Here is a 19183-nt window from a genome sequence, read left to right as displayed (position 1 = left end):
ATGCCAGACAAGCATCTATCCACCCAGTTCGACGCCGAGCTGGCGGGTATCTCCAATCGCGTCCTCGAAATGGGAGGCATGGTCGAGTCGCAGGTTGCGCAGGCGATCTATGCGCTGTCCCACTTCAGCGGGGAAACCGCGACGCAGGTCCTGAAGACCGAGGAGCGCGTGAACCAGATGGAAGTCGAGATCGATTTCGATCTGTCTGCCATCATTGCGCGTCGACAGCCCACGGCCCGCGACCTGCGGCTCCTGATCGCCATCAGCAAGGCGATTGCCAATCTGGAGCGCGTGGGTGACGAGGCGGCGCGGATTGCCAGGACGGTTCAGCGTCTGATCAACACCGGCGTGTCCAGCCGCCTGCGGTTGCCGGTGGCCGATCTCGGGTTCGAGGCGGACCTGGCCATTGCCCAGCTGCGGCGCTCTCTCGATGCCTTCGCCCGCCTCGACACCGAGCAGGCACTTCAGGTGCTCAAGGCGGACGACCTGATCGACCAGGAATTCGACGGTCTGATGCGCAAGCTGATCACGTACATGATGGAAGATCCGCGCACGATTTCGGCGTCGATCGACCTCGTCTTTGTCGCCAAGGCGATCGAGCGGGTCGGCGATCACGGCAAGAACCTGGCGGAAGCGGTGATCTACATCGTCAAGGGCACCGACGTGCGGCACGCGCCGATGACGGCGGTCGAAGACGCTGTCCGTTGAGGTCGATGCCATGACTCGCGTCCTGGTGGTGGAGGATGAAGCGGCGATTGCCGAACTCGTCGCCATCAATCTGCGTCACTCGGGTTTCGAGGTCACCCTGGCTGCGGATGCGGTCGCCGCGGCGGCCTTCGTGGACCGCATGCTGCCAGACCTGGTCATCCTGGACTGGATGTTGCCCGGGGAGTCCGGACTGGCCTTGGCCAAGCGGTGGCGGGCCGATCCCCGCACCCGGGCTCTGTCGATCATCATGCTGACGGCTCGAGCCGCCGAGGCGGACAAGCTGTCCGGGCTCGACGGTGGCGCCGACGACTACGTCACCAAGCCGTTCTCGCCGAAGGAACTGCTTGCGCGAGTGCGCGCCGTGCTGCGCCGCAAGGCGCCCCAGGCCCTGGACGACGCTGTCGAGGTGGGGGGCCTGGTGCTCGATCCTGCGACCCGGCGTGTCACGAGGTTGCTCGATGGAGCCAGCCGCGAGGCCAAGGTCGGTCCGACCGAGTTCCGGTTGCTTCACTTCCTGATGACGCATCCCGAGCGGGTGCACAGTCGATCCCAGCTTCTGGACCGCGTCTGGGGCGATCACGTGTTCATCGAGGAGCGAACGGTCGACGTCCATATCAAGCGCCTGCGCGAAGCGCTGTCGCCGTTGAACTGTGCCCACATGGTGGAAACGGTTCGGGGTGCCGGCTACCGACTGGCGCCAAGGGCCCTGGCATCGGCATGAGCGCCTCTTTCGGCCGCGTAGCGGCCGTGCTGATGGGCCTGCTGCTGGGTGGTCTCGTTGGCGGATGGATCGGTTCCTGGAACGAAGCGGTACCGATCGGAGCTGGATTCGGTGCCCTGGTCGGCGTGGCGTCGATGGCGCTGGTCGATGCGGCGCGCGCGGCGCGGTTTCTCCGATGGCTGCGTGGTACGCAGGAAGCGCCCGCGCCACGAGTTTCCGGCTTCTGGGGTGACATCGCCTATCGAGTCGAACGCGCCTTGCGCATGCGGGAACGGCAGGCCGAGTCCGAGCGCGAGCGCCTGCGCCAATTCCTGGATGCCATCGATGCCTCGCCCAACGGCGTGCTTCTGGTCGATGCCGAGGATCGGATCGAGTGGTGCAACGCGCAGGCTGCGGACCACTTCGGTCTGATGCCGGTGCGCGATCAGCGGCAGAAGGTGACCAATCTGCTGCGTTCGCCCAGCTTCGTGGCGCACCTGGCCGCAGGCGAGTTCGACCACGCCGTCGAGTTCGCCGGCCCCCAGGGGCGGATGACGCTGTCGGTACTGGTGCGGCCCTATGGCGACGGCCAGAAGCTCATCCTGTCGCAGGACGTGACCGAGCGCGAGCGCATGGAGACCATGCGGCGCGATTTCGTGGCCAACGTGTCGCACGAGATCCGCACGCCGCTGACCGTGCTCGCCGGCTTCGTCGAGACCCTGGCCAGCGTGCCGCTGTCGGCGGCGGAGCAGCCGCGCGTGTTCGGCCTGATGCGCCAGCAGACCACGCGCATCCAGACCCTGGTCGAAGACCTGCTGACCCTGGCCCAGCTGGAAGGCAGCCCGCGCCCCGCGGCGGACCGCTGGGTGTCCATCGACGCGCTGCTGGCGACGGTCATGGCCGATGCCGAGCTGCTGTGCGCCGGACGGCAGGACCTGCACCTGGACCGCCAGAGCGGCCTGGAGGTGGCCGGCGCGGAAGGCGAACTCGTCAGCGCCATGAGCAACCTGCTGTCCAACGCAGTTCGCTACACGCCCGAGGGCGGGCGCATCGACGTGCGCTGGGGGCTGCGCGACAGCGACGGCAGCGCCGTATTCGAGGTGGCCGACACCGGCATCGGCATCGCGCGCGAGCACCTGCCGCGCCTGACCGAGCGCTTCTACCGCGTCGACGGCAGCCGCTCGCGCGACACGGGCGGCACCGGCCTGGGGCTGGCCATCGTCAAGCACGTCGTGCAGCGCCATGGCGGCGAACTGCAGATCGAGAGCGAGCCCGGCAAGGGCTCGCGCTTCCGGTTGGTGTTTCCCGCGGCGCGGGTGCGTGCCCGGGGCGAGCTGGCCGCGCTGCAGCCCGACGCCGACCGGCAGGGGGCCTGACTAGGCCGTCGCGGCCGGGGCGTCGTCGCCCGCGAAGCTGTCGGTGAAGGTGAAGTACAGCGACACGTAGAACGCGGTCGAGAACATCAGCCCCGCGGGCAGCGCCACCAGCGCCAGCATCTGCGGCGCTCCCACCACGGCCAGCAGCACGCCGCTGACGATGCCGAACAGCGCCACCGTGGCGGTCCAGGCCAGGAAGTACAGCGCGAAGGCGCCCTTGTTGCGCCAGAAGGCCAGGGTGCTGGAGAACAGGGCCTGAGCCGCGCCCTGGCCATGCCACCACACCAGCATCGGCGCGTGCCAGTAGGGCACCGCGATCAGTGCCGTCAACCCGACGCGCAGCCACATGCCGGCCAGCAGGTCCGGATCCGACAGCAGGGCATCGATCTGCTGGTTGGCCTTGTCGTCCCGCGTGCTGGCCAGCAGCACCTGCAGCTTCTCGAACGCGCCGCCGTCGACCGCGTCGGCGGCCAGCATCGACAGCGCGCTGGCCGCCGCGAACGCCAGGCACAGCGCCAGCAGCGTGCGCCGGCGCACCGGGTCGCCGCCCATCAGCGGCTCCACCAGCAGGCCGGCGTGCACCGGCTGGCCGGCCAGGGCGGCGCGGGTGGCCGCGGCAAAGCCCAGGGTCAGCAGCGGCAGGGCCGCCAGCACCAGCAGCGCGCCGACCCAGGGCAGCGCCAGCAGGATCATCGCCACCACCAGGAACAGCAGGAAGAGCATCGAGAAGCCCAGCGGCCGCTTCAGGAACAGCGAGAACGACTGGCTGACCCAGGCCGGGCCGCGGCCGGGTGCGGCGTCGAGGATGCGCAGGCTCACCGGGAGGTCTCCTGGGTCATGCGGCCGCCTCGGCCGCATGCCACGGCTGGTCGATGCGGCTGCGCAGCACGCGCTCGAAGTGGGTCGGGTCGTGCGCCTTGAGGATCGCGGCCTGGCGCGGCAGGTGCAGGTCCCACAGGCGCGACAGCCAGAACCTGAACGCGGCGGCGCGCAGCAGCGCCGGCAGCAGGCGCTGCTCGTTGCCGCCCAGCGGGCGCACCGCCGAGTACGCGGCGACGAAGGCGCGCGCCCGGTCCTCGGCCAGATGGCCGCTGGACAGGTCGATGCACCAGTCGTTCAGGCACACCGCCACGTCGAACAGGAAGGTGTCGACGCCGGCGAAGTAGAAGTCGAAGAAGCCGCACAGGCGCTCGTGGCCGACGTCGCCCGGCTCGAACATCACGTTGTCGCGGAACAGGTCGCCATGCACTGGGCCGCGCGGCAGCGCGGCGTAGGCCGGCGACGCGGCCAGCTGCTGCTGGAACCCCAGCTCGGACCGCAGCAGCGCCGCCTCGGCCTCGCTGACGTGCGGCAGCACCTGGGGCACGGTGTCCACCCACCACGCCAGGCCGCGCAGGTTGGGCTGCACCAGGGGAAAGTCGCTGCCCGCGGCGTGCATGCGGGCCAGCATCGCCCCGACCTGGGCGCAGTGGTCGGCGTCGGGCGCGAGCTGGTGCCCGCCGGGCAGGCGGTCCACCAGGGCCGCCGGCTTGCCCTTGAGCGAGTGCAGGATCTCGCCGGACGCGTCGGCCTGCGGCATCGGCACCGGGATGCCGCGCCGCGCCAGGTGGCGCATCAGCTCCAGGTAGAAGGGCAGTTGCTCGAAGGTCAGGCGCTCGAACACGGTGAGCACCCAGTGCCGGGTGGTGCCGTCGTCGAGGGTGTCGACGAAGAAGTTGCTGTTCTCGATGCCGGCCTGGATGCCGCGCAGGTCGGTCAGCGCGCCCACGCCCAGGCGGGCGACGAACTCGCTCGCCTCGTCGCGCGAGACCGGGGTGAAGACGGCCATCCGGCGGCTAGAACGACAGCAGGTGCCAGACGCGCTGGCCGCCGGCCCCCGGCTGCTGGCCGGCACGGTTCTGCGACGGGTCGCGTCCGCCGGCGGGCGGCACGATCTCGTAGGCCGCGGCATGACGCGGCTTGACCGTCACGCGCTGGGTCTGGCCGCGGACCTTGAGTTCCTCGATGCGCACTGCGTCGTCCTGGACCACGGTGCGCTGCACGTTCGGCTCCGGCGGCAGGCGGGCCTCCTGGGCCCGGGCGGCGGACCCGAGGCCGGCGGCGACGACGGCGAAGGCGATGACCAGCGGCGTTCTCATGCGACCCATTCTAGCCAGCGCACAATCGCCGCATGGCACAAGACCCGGCCCCCGACAAGACCGACGACGCATCGCTGCTGCTGCTGATCGACGGCTCAAGCTACCTCTACCGCGCCTATCACGCGCTGCCCAACCTGCGCGGCCCGGGCGACGTGCCTACCGGCGCGATCCACGGCTTCATCGCGATGCTGCGCAAGCTGCGCGCCGACCATCCCAGCGCGCATGCCGCCTGCGTGTTCGACGCCCCCGGCAAGACCTTCCGCGACGACTGGTACCCCGAGTACAAGGCGCAGCGCTCGCCGATGCCCGACGACCTGCGGCGCCAGATCGAGCCGATCCACGAGGCGGTGCGCCTGCTCGGCTGGCCGGTGCTGTCGGTGCCGGGCATCGAGGCCGACGACGCCATCGGCACGCTGGCGCGGCGCGCCGCCGAGACCGGGCATCGCGTCATCGTCTCCACCGGCGACAAGGACCTGGCGCAGCTGGTGGACGACCGCGTGACGCTGATCAACACGATGAGCGGCGAGGTGCTCGACCGGCCCGGCGTGCAGGCCAAGTTCGGCGTGCCGCCCGAGCGCATCGTGGACTACCTCACCCTGGTGGGCGACACGGTGGACAACGTGCCCGGCGTCGACAAGGTCGGCCCCAAGACGGCCGTCAAGTGGCTCGCCGAGCACGGCTCGCTCGACGCCGTGATGGCCGCGGCGGACCGCATCGGCGGGGCGGTGGGCGAGAACCTGCGCCGGGCGCTGGACTGGCTGCCCACCGGGCGCCGCCTGGTCACGGTGGCCACCGACTGCGACCTGTCGGGCCATGTGCCCGGCTGGCCGGCGCTGGAAGGGTTGGCGCTGGCGCCGATCGACCGCGCCGCGCTGCTGGACTTCTATGGCCGCTACGGCTTTCGCACCTTCAAGCGCGAGCTGGAGGAGGGCGGTAGCGTCGGCGCGGCCGGCGCAGCCGCCGCGGACGGTGCGCCGGGCCCGGCCACGCCAACACCCGCCGCCCCCGTGGCGCGCCACTACGAGACGGTCCTCACGCGCGAGAGGCTGGAGCACTGGCTGGGCCGGCTGCGCGCGGCGCCGCTGGTCGCCTTCGACACCGAGACCACCTCGCTCGACGCGATGGCTGCGCGCATCGTCGGCGTGTCCTTCGCGGTGCAGCCGGGCGAGGCCGCCTACGTGCCGCTGGCGCACGACTATCCCGGCGCCCCGGAGCAGTTGCCGGCCGACGAGGTGCTGGCACTGCTCAAGCCCTGGCTCGAGGACCCGGCCGCCGCCAAGGTGGGGCAGCATGTCAAGTACGACGCCCACGTGCTGGCCAACCACGGCATCGTCGCGCGCGGCTTCCGCCACGACACCCTGCTGCAGAGCTATGTGCTCGAGGCGCACCTGAACCACGGCCTGGAAAAGCTGGCCGAGCGGCATCTGGGCCGCAAGGGCATCGCCTACGAGGACCTGTGCGGCAAGGGCGTGAACCAGATCCCGTTCTCACAGGTCGACGTGACCCGTGCCGCCGAGTACTCGGGCGAGGACAGCGAGATGACGCTGGCGGTGCACCAGGTGCTGTGGCCGCAGCTCGAGGCGGACCCGCCCGCGCCCTTCGGCCAGCGCTTCGTCTACGAGTCCATCGAGATGCCGGTGAGCGAGCTGCTGCTGCGCATCGAGCGCCACGGCGTGCTGATCGACAGCGCGCTGCTGGCGCAGCAAAGCCGCGAACTGGCCGAGCGCATGGTGGCGCTGGAGCAGGAGGCCCATGCCATCGCCGGGCAGCCCTTCAACATGGGCAGCCCGAAGCAGATCGGCGAGATCCTGTTCGGCAAGCTCGGCCTGCCGGTGAAGAAGAAGACCGCCACCGGCGCGCCGTCCACCGACGAAGAGGTGCTGGCCGAGCTGGCGGCGGACTTCCCGCTGCCGGCGAAGATCCTGGAGCACCGCAGCTTCGCCAAGCTCAAGGGCACCTACACCGACAAGCTGCCGCTGATGGTGAATCCGGTCACCGGCCGCGTGCACACCAGCTACGCGCAGGCGGTGGCGGTGACGGGCCGGCTGTCCAGCAACGACCCGAACCTGCAGAACATCCCGATCCGCACGCCCGAGGGCCGGCGCATCCGCGAGGCCTTCGTCGCGCCGCCGGGGCACGTGATCGCCAGCGCCGACTACTCGCAGATCGAGCTGCGCATCATGGCCCACATTTCCGGCGACGAGGGCCTGACGCGCGCCTTCGCGCAGGGCCTGGACGTGCACCGCGCCACTGCCGGCGAGGTGTTCAACGTGCCGGTGGAATCGGTGTCGGCCGAGCAGCGCCGCTACGCCAAGACGATCAACTTCGGCCTGATCTACGGCATGGGGGCGTTCGGCCTGGCCCAGGCCCTGGGCATCGAGCAGAAGGCCGCGCGCGACTACATCGATCGCTACTTCGCGCGCTTCGCCGGCGTCAAGCGCTACATGGACGAGACCCGCGCCCGCGCCGCCGAGCTGGGCTACGTGCAGACCTGGTTCGGCCGCCGCATCTACCTGCCCGAGATCAAGGGCGGCAGCGGCCCGCGCCGCGCCGGCGCCGAGCGCCAGGCCATCAACGCGCCGATGCAGGGCACGGCCGCCGACCTGATCAAGCTGGCGATGATCGCGGTGCAGGCCGCCATCGACGCCGAGCGCCGCGGCACGCGCATCGTGATGCAGGTGCACGACGAGCTGGTGTTCGAGGTGCCCGAGGCCGAGGTCGACTGGGTGCGCGAGCGCGTGCCGGCGCTGATGGCCGGCGTGGCGCGCTTCAACGTGCCGCTGCTGGCCGAGGTGGGGGTGGGGGCGAACTGGGAAGAGGCTCATTGACTCCCCCCCGATGCCGCTTCGCGGCTCCCCCCCAGGGGGGCGACGCGTAGGGGCCGGCGGAGCCGGACCCCTCGCGTCTGCTGGGAAGTGCGGGTGCCTGTCATTTGCCTGTCTTGGATCGGTCATAGGCTCGGGGAATGAACGACGAACGTGGAGCGGACGGCGCGGGGGCGGGCGTGATGCCGGTGGCCGATGCGGCGCTGGTGGGGCGCGAGGAGGCGATCCTCGAGTTCAACCGGCGCGTGCTGGCGCAGGCCGAGCGGGCCGACGTGCCGCTGCTGGAGCGGCTGCGCTACGTGACCATCGTGTCGTCGAACCTCGACGAGTTCTTCGAGGTGCGCTTCGCCGACTACCTGGAAGCCGTGCGGGACCGCGATTCGGCGCAGGCGCGCAGCGACATGGAGGCGCTGGCCGCCAGCGCCCATGCGCTGATCGACGAGCAGTACGCGCTGTTCAACGACAAGGTGATGCCGGCGCTGGCCGAGGCCGGGCTGGTGATCCTGAACCATGCGCAGCGCAATGCGGCGCAGCGGCGCTGGGTGGCCACGTTCTTCGAGGAGCAGGTGCGGCCGCTGCTGCTGCCGGTGAGCCTGGACCCGTCGCACCCGTTCCCGCTGGTGGCCAACAAGAGCCTGAACTTCATCGTGCGGCTCGGCCGCCCCGACGCCTTCGGCCGCGAGAACCAGATCGCCATCGTCAAGGTGCCGCGCGTGCTGCCGCGGGTGATCCGGCTGCCCGACGCGATCGTGCAGCGCGGCCGGCAGGGCTTCGTGCTGCTGTCGTCGGTGATCCGCGCCCACCTCGAGTCGCTGTTTCCCGGGCGCACAGTGGAGGCGTTCTCGCAGTTCCGCGTCACGCGCGATTCCGACCTGGCGGTGGACGAGCGCGAGGTGGTCAACCTGCGCCAGGCCCTGCGCACCGGCCTGACCACGCGCCACTTCGGCCAGGCGATCCGCCTCGAGGTGGTGAGCACCTGCCCGAAGGACCTGGAGCAGTTCCTGCTGACGCAGTTCGCGCTGCCCGAGGCGGCGCTGTACCGCGTCAACGGCCCGGTGAACCTGGTGCGGCTGGCGCAGATGATCGACCAGGCCTCGGACTCGTCCCGGGGGCCGGCGCTGCGCTTCGCCCCGTTCGAGCCGGCCTGGCCCGAGGCGCGGCTGGCGCGCGGCCGCTCCGTCTTCGAGCGGCTGCGCCAGGACGGCGACCTGCTGCTGCACCATCCGTTCGAGAGCTTCGAGCCCGTGATTGCCTTCCTGCGCGAGGCGGTGCATGACCCGGACGTGCTGGCGATCCAGCAGACCATCTACCGCACCGGCAGCGACAGCGAGCTGATGGAACTGCTGCTCGACGCGGCGCGGCGCGGCAAGGAAGTCACCGTCGTGGTGGAGCTCAAGGCGCGCTTCGACGAGGAGGCCAACATCAACTGGGCCGAGCGGCTGGAGGCGGTGGGCGCGCAGGTGGTCTACGGCATCGTCGGCCTGAAGACGCATGCCAAGCTGCTGCTGGTGACGCGGCGCGAAGGCGCCCGCATGCGCCGCTACGTGCACCTGTCCACGGGCAACTACAACCCGCGCACCGCACGGCTGTACACCGACGTCGGCTACCTCAGCGCCGACCCCGCGCTCACCGCCGACGCCGAGGCGATCTTCCAGCAGCTGGCCAGCCAGGCCCGCACCCGCGCGCCGCAGCGCCTGCTCACCGCGCCGTTCGGCCTGCACCGGAGCCTGGTGCAGATGGTCGGCCGCGTGGCCGACGCGGCCCGCGCCGGGCGGCCCGCGCGCATCGCGGCCAAGTTCAACGCGCTGACCGACGTCGGGCTGATCGACGCCCTGCTCGCCGCGGGGCGCGCGGGCGCGAACATCGACCTCGTGGTGCGGGGTGCCTGCATGCTGCGCCCGGGAGTGCCCGGCGTCAGCGACCGCATCCGCGTGCGTTCGGTCGTCGGCCGCTTCCTGGAGCACACGCGGGTGATGTACTTCCGCTGGGGCGAGAGCGACGACGACGAGGCGCTGTACCTGTCGTCGGCCGACTGGATGGGGCGCAACATGTTCCGCCGCATCGAGCTGGCCTGGCCGGTGCGCGACCCGTCGCTGCGCCAGCGGGTCATCGACGAATGCCTCGTGCCCTACCTGCACGACACGCTCGACGCCTGGACCATGGGGCCCGACGGCAGCTACGCCCGCGTGGCCACCGACGGCATCTCCGCCCAGCAGGCGCTGATGCGGCGCTACGGATGGACCTGATCCTCTGGCGTCACGCCGAGGCGGCCGACAGCGCCGATGGCGAGGACGACCTCGACCGGCCGCTTACCGGGCGCGGCGAGCGCCACGCGGCGCGCATGGCCGCCTGGCTGAACCAGCACCTGCCTGCGACGACGCGGGTGCTGGCCAGCCCCTCGCGCCGCACGCAGCAGACGGCGGCCGCCCTGGACCGCAGGTTCCGCACCGTGCCGAGCCTGGGGCCGGAGTCGTCGGTGCCGCAGCTGCTGGACGCCGCACGCTGGCCCGACGCCAAGGAGCCGGTGCTCGTGATCGGGCACCAGCCCACGCTCGGGCTCGTGGCCGCCCACCTGCTGGCCGGCGTGGTGCAGCCCTGGAGCGTGAAGAAGGGGGCGGTGTGGTGGCTGCGCCGGCGCGAGCGCGACGGCGACGGGCAGACCGTGCTGGTGACGGTGCGAGGGCCGGAGTCGATCTAGAACGGGATGCGCCCGGTCCAGATGTCGCGGTACATGACCCAGTCGCCCATGAAGCTGTAGAGCGGGCGCTTGAAGCTCGCCGGCCGGTTCTTCTCGAACGCGAAGTGGCCGATCCAGGCGAAGCCGTAGCCGCACAGCAGGCCGTACAGCAGGTACTGCGGCTGGCCGGTGGCCAGCAGCATCGCCAGGCACGCCAGCGCCAGCGTCGAGCCCAGGAAGTGCAGGCGGCGGCAGGTGCGGTTGGCGTGCTCGCCAAGGTAGAAGGGGTAGAACTCGGCAAAGCTGCGCAGCGACCGGGGGTCGACGGCGGTGGGTGCGGGGGAGGGGGTGTCCATGCCGGGCGTTCGGGTCAGGCCAGGGCGGCCCGCATCGCATTCAACACCGCGTCCGGGCTTTCCTGCATCAGGTAATGCCCGCCGGGCACGGTGTGCACGGTGGCCTTCAGCGCTGCGGCCACCTCGCGCGCGCCGCGCGGCAGCGTCATCTGGTCGGCCTGCGCCAGCACCAGATGCGCCGGGCAGGCCACCCGGGCGGCCGACTCCAGGCCATGACGGTAGTCGTTGCAGGCGGTGAAGTCGGTGTGGAACAGCATCGGGTCGCCGCCATGCGCCATCACCAGGCGCATCAAGTGGCGGCCGGCGCCGCGCAGCCACACGCCGGGACCGGGGTACGACGGCTTGGCCGCCAGCGTCGAGAACGAGAACACCACCACCCGGTCGATCGCGGCCATCGCATCGGTGCGCGACAGGTCCAGCAGCGCCTGCGGCACCGGCATCGGCACGCAGGTGCCCAGCATCACCAGCCGGCTCATGCGCTGCGGCGCGCGCGCGGCGCATTCCAGGGCCACCAGCGAACCCAGGCTGTGGCCGGCCACGGCCGCGCGTTGCACGCCCGCGGCGTCCATCAGCGCCAGCACCCAGTCGGCCATCTCGGGCACGCTGCGCAGCGCCGGGCCCTCGCTGCGCATGTGCCCCGGCAGGTCCACCGCCAGCACGCCGAAGCCATGGTGCGCGAACCAGCGCGCCAGCAGCGTGAACACCGAGTGGTCGTTGACCGCGCCATGCACGAAGATCAGCGTGGGCAGTGCCGGGTCGAAGGGTTTGCCGCCGGTGTAGGCGTAGGCCTCGCGGCCCTGGACGACGAGCTTCATGCCGCCTTCTCCGCGGCCTTGAGCGCGCGCTTCAGGTCGTCGATCAGGTCGTCGGCGTCCTCCAGGCCGATCGACAGCCGGATCGTGCCCGGGCCGATGCCGGCCGAGGCGAGCGCGGCGTCGTCCATCCGGAAGTGCGTGGTCGACGCGGGGTGGATCACGAGCGAGCGGCAGTCGCCCACGTTGGCCAGGTGCGAGAACAGCTTCAGCGCCTCGATGAAGGCCACGCCCTGGCGCCGCGAGCCCTTGAGGTCGAAGCTGAACACGGCGCCGCAGCCGCGCGGCAGCAGCCGCTTCGCCAGCGCATGGCTCGCATGGCCTTCCAGCTCGGGGTAGCCCACGCCGGCCACCATCGGGTGCCCGGCCAGGAACGCCACCACCTTGCGCGTGTTGTCCACGTGGCGCGCCATGCGCAGCGGCAGCGTCTCGATGCCCTGCAGGATCAGCCAGGCGGTGTGCGGGCTCATGCAGGCGCCGAAGTCGCGCAGCCCCTCGCGGCGCGCGCGCAGCAGGAAGCCGCCCTCGGTCGATTCCTCGGCGAAGACCATGCCGTGGAAGCCCGCATAGGGCTGGTTCAGCTCGGGAAAGCGCGTCGCGCGACCCCAGTCGAAGCGCCCGCCGTCGATCAGCACGCCGCCGACCACGGTGCCGTGGCCGCACAGGAACTTGGTGGCCGAGTGGTAGACGAGGTCGGCGCCATGGTCGAAGGGACGCATCAGCCATGGCGTGGTGAAGGTGGAATCCACCAACAGCGGCAGGCCGGCGTCGTGGGCGATGGCGGCGACGGTCGGGATGTCCAGCACGTCCAGGCCGGGGTTGCCCAGCGTCTCGCCGAACAGCAGCCGGGTCTCGGGCCGGATCGCGGAGCGCCAGGCGTCCACGTCGCCGGGCCGCACGAAGGTGGTGGCGATGCCGAAGCGCGCCAGCGTGTAGGCCAGCAGGTTGTGCGAGCCGCCATACAGCGCCGAGCTGGCCACGATGTGCGAGCCCGCGCCGGCCAGCGTGGTGACGGCCAGCGTCAGCGCCGCCTGGCCGCTGGCGGTGGCGATCGAGCCCACGCCGCCTTCGAGTGCGGCCATGCGCTCCTCGAACACCGCATTGGTCGGGTTGCTGATGCGGCTGTACACATGGCCCGAGCGCTCCAGGTTGAACAGCGACGCGGCCTGCTCGCTGGACTCGAACACGAACGACGTGCTCAGGTGGATCGGCAGCGCCCGCGCGCCGGTGGCGGGGTCGGGCGCCGCGCCGGCATGCAGCGCCAGCGTGTCGAAGCCGGGATCGGAGGGGCCGGGCATGGCGTAGTCCAGGGGTGGGGACGGCGGGGATTGTGTGCTATGTTGGTCGCGAAACGGCACACGACGGAGGCGAGCATGAAGGTCATCGACATCCTGCGCGTCAAGGGCGGCACGCTGTACACCGTGACCCCCGACGAACCCCTGGCCAACGCATTGCGCACGATGGCCGAGCTGGACATCGGCTCGCTGGTGGTGATGAGCCATGGCGAGCTGACCGGCATGCTCACCTTCCGCGAGGTGATCCAGGCCGTGGTGCGCAACGGCGGCGTGGTCGGCTCCACGATCGTGCGCACGGTGATGGACGACTTCCCGCTGACCTGCACGCCCGAGACCGAGCTCGACGAGGTGCGCCGCATGATGCTGCAGCGCCACGCCCGCTACATGCCCGTGCTGAACCAGAAGACGCTGATGGGCGTGATCTCGTTCTACGACGTGGCCAAGGCCGTGGTCGACAGCCAGGACTTCGAGAACCGCATGCTCAAGGCCTACATCCGCGACTGGCCGGTGGGCGAGGGCGACGAGCCGCCCACCGCGGCCCCGCCCGCGCAGTAGCCGGGGCGCGCCGGCGCCCCGGCGCGGCGCTCCTAGAATGGGCGCATGTCGGGAAGCACGTTCGGCCACCTCTTTCGCGTCACCAACTTCGGCGAGAGCCATGGCCCGGCCATCGGCTGCGTGATCGACGGCTGCCCGCCCGGCCTGCCGCTGGCCGAGGGCGACATCCAGCCCGACCTCGACCGGCGCCGCCCGGGCACCAGCCGCCACGTGACCCAGCGCCAGGAAACCGACCAGGTTCAGATCCTGTCCGGCGTCTACGAGGGCCAGACCACCGGCACGCCGATCGCGCTGCTGATCCCCAACGTGGACCCGCGCAGCAAGGACTACGCGAACCTGCTCGACACCTTCCGCCCCGGCCATGCCGACTACGCCTACTGGCGCAAGTACGGCCTGCGCGACCCGCGCGGCGGCGGCCGCTCCTCGGCACGGCTGACCGCGCCGATGGTCGCGGCGGGGGCCGTGGCGCGCAAGTGGCTGGCCGCGCACCACGGCGTCGCGATCCGCGCCTGGATGTCGCAGCTGGGCGACGTGGAAATTCCGTTCGAGGACGCCGCCGTCATCCACGACAATCCGTTCTTCGCGCCCAGCATGAGCATCGTGCCGCAGCTCGAGGCCACGATGGACGCGCTGCGCAAGGCGGGCGACTCGGTCGGCGCGCGCATCGAGTGCGTGGCCAGCGGCGTGCCCGCGGGCTGGGGCGAGCCGCTGTTCGACAAGCTCGACGCCGACATCGCCTTCGCCATGATGGGCATCAACGCGGTGCGCGGCGTGGAGATCGGCGACGGCTTCGGCGTCGTGGCCCAGCACGGCAGCGAGCACGGCGACGAACTCACGCCGCAGGGCTTCCGCACCAACCACTCGGGCGGCACGCTCGGCGGCATCAGCACCGGGCAGGACCTGCGCGTGTCGCTCGCAATCAAGCCCACCAGTTCGATCCGGCTGCCGCGTGCGTCGATCGACCGCCGCAACGCCCCCACCACCGTGGAAACGCACGGCCGCCACGACCCCTGCGTGGGCATCCGCGCGGCGCCGATCGCCGAGGCGATGCTGGCGCTGGTGCTGATGGACCACGCGCTGCGGCACCGGGCCCAGAACGCCGACGTGCAGCTTCCCGTGCCCGCCATCCCGGGCAGCGTGGCTTGACGCCCCAGGCCTCGCTGGCGCCGTTCGGCGCGCTGTGCTTCGCCTATTTCGCCGCCATCGGGCTGTTCAACCCGTACGCGCCGCTGTGGTTCCAGTCGCTGGGCTATTCCACGCTGGCCATCGGTGCGATCGCGTCGCTGCAGGCCTGGACCCGCGTCGTCGCGCCCTACGGCTGGAGCTGGATCGGCGACCACTGGCAGCACGGCCAGCAGCGCCATCGGCTGCTGCGCATCGCCTCAGGCCTTTCCGTGCTGTTCGCGCTCGGGCTGCTGGTGGCGCGCGAGTACGCCGCGGTGGCGGTGGTGGTCACGCTGGTGTACCTGGCCAATGCCGGCGTGATGCCGCTGACCGAGGCGGCGCTGGCGCAACGGCTGTCCACCGCCGGCGGGCTCGACGTGGGCCGCTACGGCCGCGTGCGCGCCTGGGGTTCGCTGGGCTTCATCGCCGCCGTGGTGGTCTCCGGTGCGCTGCTGCAGTGGATCGGCATCGCCGCGCTGCCCTGGCTCACCGTGGCGCTGTTCGCGGCGTTGCTGCTGGCGTCGTGGCGGCTGCCGGCGTCGCCCCCAGCGGCATCGGCCGCGCCCTTGGCAGCGGGCCGCGGCGTGTGGGCGGTGCTGCGCCAGCCGGCCGTGGCGTGGTTCTTCGCCGGCACGGTGCTGACCGTGCTGGCGCACACCTCGCTGTATGCGTTCCTGTCGCTCTATCTGGTGGACCTGGGCTACGGCAAGTCGGCCGTCGGCGCGCTGTGGGCCGTGTCGGTGGCGGCGGAGATCGCCTTCTTCTGGACCCAGGCGCGCTGGTTCGCGCGCTGGAACGCGCAGACCTGGCTGCTGCTGGCCGCGGGCGTGGCGGCGCTGCGCTTCGCCGCGATGGCGCTACTGGGCGGCAGCGCGATGGTGCTGGTGCTGACCCAGGCCACGCATGCCGTGACGTTTGCCGCACATCACGCGGCCTGCATCGCCACGGTGGACCGGCATTTCCCGGGCTCGCTGCGCGGTCGCGGGCAGGCGCTCTACAGCACGCTGGGCTATGGCGTGTCGGGGGTGCTGGGCGGGGTGGCCGGTGGGGCCCTGAGCGACCGCTGGGGCTTTCCGGCCGTGTTTGCCGCGGCCGCCGCCGTGGCCGCGGCCGGCTTCGGCTGCTACTGGCGCGCCCGGGCCGTGGCGCGCACCGCCGCCGGCTGACGGCGACGAACTGGGGCCCGGGAGCCCCGCTAATCGGAGGATCGGCCGCGGCCGGGCTCCGAACAATCCAGGTCACCAACAACGCAACGAGGGCGGGGTGGCGAGAGGCCTTCCCTGCAGGAGATTGACGCGATGACCGTGACGACGAACTCCACTGCAGGCGTGGCGAAGGGCCCCGACAGCGGCGACTTCTTCCGCTACCACGGCGCCTGGGCGCCCGGCGTACGTCTGTTCCGCAACGTCAAGTTCCGCACCAAGGCCCTGATCATCAGTGCTGCCTTCCTGGTGCCGCTGGCCACCGTGGGCTGGAACTGGTTTGCCGCGCAGTCCGCTGCAATCGATTTCTCGGCCAAGGAACGCATCGGCGTCGAGTACGCGCAGGAGGTGATGCCGCTGCTCAAGAGCGCGCTGCACGCCCGCGTCGAAGTGGCGTCGGGCGGCGTCGTCGCGGACGACACCAAGTCGCAGCTCGACAAGCTGTCCAAGGTACAGGAGCGCCTGGGCGCCGAACTCGGCACGGCCACGGCCTACAAGGCGGCGCTCGCGGCCCAGCAGGCGGTCGCCGGTGCCACGGGCAGCGACGCGATGAAGGTCCACTCCGACTACGTGGCCACCCTGGTGGGCCTGGTCACCGCGGCCGCCGACGGCTCCAACCTGACGCTGGACCCCGACATCGACACCTACTACCTGATGGACGCCGCCTATACGGCCGTGCCGTCGCTGGCGGAATCCGTCGGACGACTCGAAGCCCTGGCGCATCTGCGCAAGACCTCGGGCGGCAAGCTCGACGTCAGCCCGCAGATGGCGGCGGCCGAGGCCCTCGGCGACGACTATCACGGCCGGCTGCTCGCGGGCCTGGCCAAGGTGGTGGCGGTGCGGCCGGAACTGGCACGCAAGCTCGACGACAAGCCCGGCACCGAGCCGATGCACCGCATGCACGAGATCCTTGCGTCGGAGCAGGCGGACGCGGGGCAGGTCGAGCGGTTGGGCGAGGAGTCCCTTGGCGCCTTCTTTCTGCTGCAGAAAACCACGGCCGCCGAACTGGACCGGCTGCTGGCCGAGCGCATCGGCAGCCTGCAGGCCAAGCGCAACGTCGTGGCCGGCGTCATCGCGCTGTTCCTGGCCATCGGCGCCTACCTGTTCGCCAGCTTCGCCATCGTGATGGGCGGTGGCCTGGACTACATGCGCGCGCACATCGACCGCATCGCCAGCGGCGACCTGAGCGCCAAGCCCAATGCCTGGGGCCGCGACGAGATCGGCGCGGTGCTGAACCGGCTGTCCGAGATGCGCAGCGGCCTCTCGCGCACCATCGGCACCATCCGCAGCTCGGCCGACCAGGTGGCCATCGCCAGCACGCAGCTGTCCGAAGGCACCAACGACCTGGCGCGGCGCACCGAGGAGACCGCCGCGAACCTCGAGAAGAGCGCATCGGCGATGGAGCAGATGCAGTCGGCGGTGCGCAACACCGCGGACACCACCCGCGAGGTGGCCCAGCTGGCGAAGGAGAACGCCGAGGTGGCGTCGCGCGGCGGCATGGTGATCACGCAGGCCGTGTCCACCATGCAGGACATCCAGTCGTCGTCGTCGAAGGTGGCCGACATCATCGGCGTCATCGATGGCATCGCGTTCCAGACCAACATCCTGGCGCTTAACGCTGCGGTCGAGGCCGCGCGGGCCGGCGAGCAGGGCAAGGGCTTCGCCGTGGTGGCGGGCGAGGTGCGCAGCCTGGCGCAGCGCAGCGCCGAGGCCGCGCGCGAGATCAAGGCGCTGATCGACTCCGCCGTGGTCAAGACCGAGAGCGGCGCCCAGGTGGTGCAGCAGGCCGGCGAGACGATGCAGCAGATCGTCGACTCGGTGCAGCGCATCAATGCGCTGCTGTCCGAGGTGGCCAGCGCCACCGCGGAGCAGACCACCGGCATTGCCCACGTCAACGAGACCGTCTCCGAGATCGACCGCAACACGCAGCAGAACGCGGCGCTGGTGGAGGAGGCATCGGCGGCGGCGCAGTCGATGCACCACCAGGCCCAGGCCCTGGCCTCGATCGCGTCCCGCTTCACGCTGGCCTGACCGGCGCGTCCCTGCAAGTGGCCCGGTGAAGGCATGACGACGGCGGTTCGATGCTGAAGAAGATCTCCGTCGCCGAGCTCAAGCTCGGCATGCACCTGCACAAGTTCGAGGCGGCGTGGATCGACCACCCGTTCTGGCGCACGCGCTTCGTGCTCAAGGACCCGGCCGACCTGGCCGCGATCCTGGCCAGCCCGGTCAAGCTGTGCTGGATCGACACGTCCAAGGGCCTGGACACCGAGCCGGCGCCGACGTCGGCCAAGGTGGCGCCCGAGCCGCGCGCGCCGGAGCCGGTGGCCGAGGCGCCGCCCCGGCGCGAGACCGCCTCGCTCGACGACGAACTGCGCCGCGCCTCGGCGCTGTGCAAGCGTTCGCGCCAGGCCGTGATGATGATGTTCAGCGAGGCCCGCATGGGGCATGCTCTGGACACCAACGCCAGCGCCGAGCTGGTCAACGACGTGACCGAGTCCGTCTTCCGCAACCCGGGCGCGCTGATCAGCCTGGCTCGGCTGAAGACGGCCGACGACTACACCTACATGCACTCGGTGGCCGTGTGCGCGCTGATGGTGTCGCTGGGCCGCACGCTGGGCCTGCCCGAGGAGCAGTGCCGCCAGGCCGGTCTCGCCGGCCTGATCCACGACATGGGCAAGGCGGTGATCCCCACCGACGTGCTGAACAAGCCGGGCAAGCTCACGCCCGAGGAATACAAGCTGATGTGCACGCACCCGGTGCGCGGCCACGAGATGCTGTCCGAAGCGCGCGGCGTGGCGGCCGAGGCGCTGGACGTCGTGCTGCACCACCACGAGCGCATCGACGGCAAGGGCTATCCGCACGGGCTCACCGGCGACCGCATCGACTACATCACCCGCATGAGCGCGGTGTGCGACGTGTACGACGCCATCACCTCCGACCGGGCCTACAAGCCGGGCTGGGACCCGTCCGAGGCGATCGCGCGCATGGCGAGCTGGGAGGGGCACTTCGACAGTGCCATCTTCGCCGCCTTCGTCAAGACCGTCGGCATCTACCCCACCGGTTCCATCGTGCGCCTGGCCTCGGGCCGGCTGGCCGTGGTGCTGGAGCAGAACACCGCGACGCTGACCACGCCGGTGGTCAAGGTGTTCTACTCGACCAAGGCGAATCTGCGCCTGCCTCCAGAGCGGCTGGACCTGTCGCGAAGCACCGACAAGATCGTCGGCCGCGAGTCGCGGGCCGCCTGGATCGCGCAGCAGATCGACGGCCTGTGGGCCGGTGACGTGCTGAGCTGAGCCGCCCGGCGCGGCCCCGCCGCGCCCGACTGCCGCGGCGGCCCCGCCGCGCCCTGCCGCTGCAACGGCCCCCGGGCCCGGG

General features: G+C 71.2%; 17 protein-coding genes. 11 read left to right on the top strand and 6 right to left on the bottom strand.

All coding sequences use genetic code 11. The annotated features are described in order from the left end of the window. From phoU to phoR, 3 genes are read left to right on the top strand one after another with little or no spacing between them, the layout of a single operon-like run. Positions 1 to 708 carry a phosphate signaling complex protein PhoU gene (phoU, locus tag AC2EAQ_RS03005; RefSeq protein WP_484640242.1) on the top strand — a complete coding sequence of 236 codons (708 nt, stop codon included), beginning with the start codon at positions 1 to 3 and terminating at the stop codon, positions 706 to 708. Positions 709 to 718: 10 nt separating this feature from the next. Further along, complete coding sequence (gene phoB, locus AC2EAQ_RS03000) at positions 719 to 1429, top strand: phosphate regulon transcriptional regulator PhoB (protein ID WP_484640241.1); 711 nt, start codon at positions 719 to 721, stop codon at positions 1427 to 1429. After that, positions 1426 to 2784 (top strand): phosphate regulon sensor histidine kinase PhoR, encoded by a 1359-nt coding sequence (gene phoR / locus AC2EAQ_RS02995; RefSeq protein ID WP_484640240.1) that lies wholly within the window; start codon positions 1426 to 1428, stop codon positions 2782 to 2784. The genes phoB and phoR overlap by 4 nt, the downstream gene beginning before the upstream one ends. Here the strand turns inward: phoR and AC2EAQ_RS02990 are convergent, their stop codons facing one another. The 3 genes from AC2EAQ_RS02990 to AC2EAQ_RS02980 are packed head-to-tail and all read right to left on the bottom strand — an operon-like array spanning position 2785 to position 4922. Further along, positions 2785 to 3603 carry a BPSS1780 family membrane protein gene (locus AC2EAQ_RS02990; RefSeq protein ID WP_484640239.1) on the bottom strand — a complete coding sequence of 273 codons (819 nt, stop codon included), beginning with the start codon at positions 3601 to 3603 and terminating at the stop codon, positions 2785 to 2787. A gap of 16 nt (positions 3604 to 3619) precedes the next feature. Continuing rightward, entirely contained in the window at positions 3620 to 4612 is a 993-nt protein-coding gene (locus tag AC2EAQ_RS02985; protein WP_484640238.1) for a homoserine kinase, read from the bottom strand. A gap of 7 nt (positions 4613 to 4619) precedes the next feature. Continuing rightward, positions 4620 to 4922, bottom strand: coding sequence for a hypothetical protein (locus AC2EAQ_RS02980; protein ID WP_484640237.1), 303 nt, complete (start codon positions 4920 to 4922; stop codon positions 4620 to 4622). A 32-nt stretch (positions 4923 to 4954) separates the two neighbouring features. On the opposite strand from AC2EAQ_RS02980, the gene polA reads away from it, so the two are divergent. The 3 genes from polA to AC2EAQ_RS02965 all read left to right on the top strand — a co-directional run bounded on the left by polA (position 4955) and on the right by AC2EAQ_RS02965 (position 10445). Beyond that, positions 4955 to 7750 carry a DNA polymerase I gene (gene polA / locus AC2EAQ_RS02975; protein ID WP_484640236.1) on the top strand — a complete coding sequence of 932 codons (2796 nt, stop codon included), beginning with the start codon at positions 4955 to 4957 and terminating at the stop codon, positions 7748 to 7750. A gap of 179 nt (positions 7751 to 7929) precedes the next feature. Next, positions 7930 to 9993 (top strand): polyphosphate kinase 1, encoded by a 2064-nt coding sequence (gene ppk1 / locus AC2EAQ_RS02970; protein WP_484641141.1) that lies wholly within the window; start codon positions 7930 to 7932, stop codon positions 9991 to 9993. Then, a complete protein-coding gene (locus tag AC2EAQ_RS02965; protein ID WP_484640235.1) occupies positions 9984 to 10445 on the top strand; it encodes a SixA phosphatase family protein in 462 nt (153 codons plus the stop codon). Before ppk1 ends, AC2EAQ_RS02965 begins: the two co-directional genes overlap by 10 nt. Here the strand turns inward: AC2EAQ_RS02965 and AC2EAQ_RS02960 are convergent. Genes AC2EAQ_RS02960 through AC2EAQ_RS02950 form a run of 3 tightly spaced genes read right to left on the bottom strand, consistent with a single transcriptional unit; the run spans position 10442 to position 12890 of the window. Next, a complete protein-coding gene (locus tag AC2EAQ_RS02960; protein WP_484640233.1) occupies positions 10442 to 10780 on the bottom strand; it encodes an Mpo1-like protein in 339 nt (112 codons plus the stop codon). The genes AC2EAQ_RS02965 and AC2EAQ_RS02960 overlap by 4 nt on opposite strands. 14 nt (positions 10781 to 10794) lie before the next feature. Then, the gene (locus AC2EAQ_RS02955; protein ID WP_484640231.1) at positions 10795 to 11595 is read right to left on the bottom strand and encodes an alpha/beta fold hydrolase; all 801 of its coding nucleotides are present in this window, start codon (positions 11593 to 11595) and stop codon (positions 10795 to 10797) included. Next, positions 11592 to 12890: an O-acetylhomoserine aminocarboxypropyltransferase gene (locus AC2EAQ_RS02950; RefSeq protein ID WP_484640229.1), complete on the bottom strand. Its 1299-nt coding sequence runs from the start codon at positions 12888 to 12890 to the stop codon at positions 11592 to 11594. The genes AC2EAQ_RS02955 and AC2EAQ_RS02950 overlap by 4 nt, the downstream gene beginning before the upstream one ends. Before the next feature lie 75 nt (positions 12891 to 12965). Here AC2EAQ_RS02950 and AC2EAQ_RS02945 point away from each other — a divergent pair, with 75 nt between their 5' ends. The 5 genes from AC2EAQ_RS02945 to AC2EAQ_RS02925 all read left to right on the top strand — a co-directional run bounded on the left by AC2EAQ_RS02945 (position 12966) and on the right by AC2EAQ_RS02925 (position 19101). Then, positions 12966 to 13442 (top strand): CBS domain-containing protein, encoded by a 477-nt coding sequence (locus AC2EAQ_RS02945; protein WP_484640228.1) that lies wholly within the window; start codon positions 12966 to 12968, stop codon positions 13440 to 13442. Positions 13443 to 13487: 45 nt separating this feature from the next. Next, positions 13488 to 14588: a chorismate synthase gene (aroC, locus tag AC2EAQ_RS02940; RefSeq protein ID WP_484640227.1), complete on the top strand. Its 1101-nt coding sequence runs from the start codon at positions 13488 to 13490 to the stop codon at positions 14586 to 14588. Then, the gene (locus AC2EAQ_RS02935) at positions 14585 to 15772 is read left to right on the top strand and encodes an MFS transporter (protein ID WP_484640226.1); all 1188 of its coding nucleotides are present in this window, start codon (positions 14585 to 14587) and stop codon (positions 15770 to 15772) included. Before aroC ends, AC2EAQ_RS02935 begins: the two co-directional genes overlap by 4 nt. A 132-nt stretch (positions 15773 to 15904) precedes the next feature. Continuing rightward, positions 15905 to 17839, top strand: coding sequence for a methyl-accepting chemotaxis protein (locus tag AC2EAQ_RS02930; RefSeq protein ID WP_484640225.1), 1935 nt, complete (start codon positions 15905 to 15907; stop codon positions 17837 to 17839). 50 nt (positions 17840 to 17889) lie between these two features. Then, a complete protein-coding gene (locus AC2EAQ_RS02925; RefSeq protein WP_484640224.1) occupies positions 17890 to 19101 on the top strand; it encodes an HD-GYP domain-containing protein in 1212 nt (403 codons plus the stop codon). The last annotated feature ends 82 nt before the right edge of the window (positions 19102 to 19183 follow it).

It is taken from the genome of Aquabacterium sp. T101 (assembly GCF_057219775.1).
This window is presented reverse-complemented; position numbering and strand designations above follow the sequence as displayed.

Bases quoted from the DNA above. Each gene is read 5' to 3' on its own strand.
- phoU (WP_484640242.1), top strand. From the start codon at position 1: ATGCCAGACAAGCATCTATCCACCCAGTTCGACGCCGAGCTGGCGGGT.
- phoB (WP_484640241.1), top strand. From the start codon at position 719: ATGACTCGCGTCCTGGTGGTGGAGGATGAAGCGGCGATTGCCGAACTC.
- phoR (WP_484640240.1), top strand. From the start codon at position 1,426: ATGAGCGCCTCTTTCGGCCGCGTAGCGGCCGTGCTGATGGGCCTGCTG.
- AC2EAQ_RS02985 (WP_484640238.1), bottom strand. From the start codon at position 4,612: ATGGCCGTCTTCACCCCGGTCTCGCGCGACGAGGCGAGCGAGTTCGTC.
- AC2EAQ_RS02980 (WP_484640237.1), bottom strand. From the start codon at position 4,922: ATGAGAACGCCGCTGGTCATCGCCTTCGCCGTCGTCGCCGCCGGCCTC.
- polA (WP_484640236.1), top strand. From the start codon at position 4,955: ATGGCACAAGACCCGGCCCCCGACAAGACCGACGACGCATCGCTGCTG.
- ppk1 (WP_484641141.1), top strand. From the start codon at position 7,930: ATGCCGGTGGCCGATGCGGCGCTGGTGGGGCGCGAGGAGGCGATCCTC.
- AC2EAQ_RS02965 (WP_484640235.1), top strand. From the start codon at position 9,984: ATGGACCTGATCCTCTGGCGTCACGCCGAGGCGGCCGACAGCGCCGAT.
- AC2EAQ_RS02960 (WP_484640233.1), bottom strand. From the start codon at position 10,780: ATGGACACCCCCTCCCCCGCACCCACCGCCGTCGACCCCCGGTCGCTG.
- AC2EAQ_RS02955 (WP_484640231.1), bottom strand. From the start codon at position 11,595: ATGAAGCTCGTCGTCCAGGGCCGCGAGGCCTACGCCTACACCGGCGGC.
- AC2EAQ_RS02950 (WP_484640229.1), bottom strand. From the start codon at position 12,890: ATGCCCGGCCCCTCCGATCCCGGCTTCGACACGCTGGCGCTGCATGCC.
- AC2EAQ_RS02945 (WP_484640228.1), top strand. From the start codon at position 12,966: ATGAAGGTCATCGACATCCTGCGCGTCAAGGGCGGCACGCTGTACACC.
- aroC (WP_484640227.1), top strand. From the start codon at position 13,488: ATGTCGGGAAGCACGTTCGGCCACCTCTTTCGCGTCACCAACTTCGGC.
- AC2EAQ_RS02930 (WP_484640225.1), top strand. From the start codon at position 15,905: ATGACCGTGACGACGAACTCCACTGCAGGCGTGGCGAAGGGCCCCGAC.
- AC2EAQ_RS02925 (WP_484640224.1), top strand. From the start codon at position 17,890: ATGCTGAAGAAGATCTCCGTCGCCGAGCTCAAGCTCGGCATGCACCTG.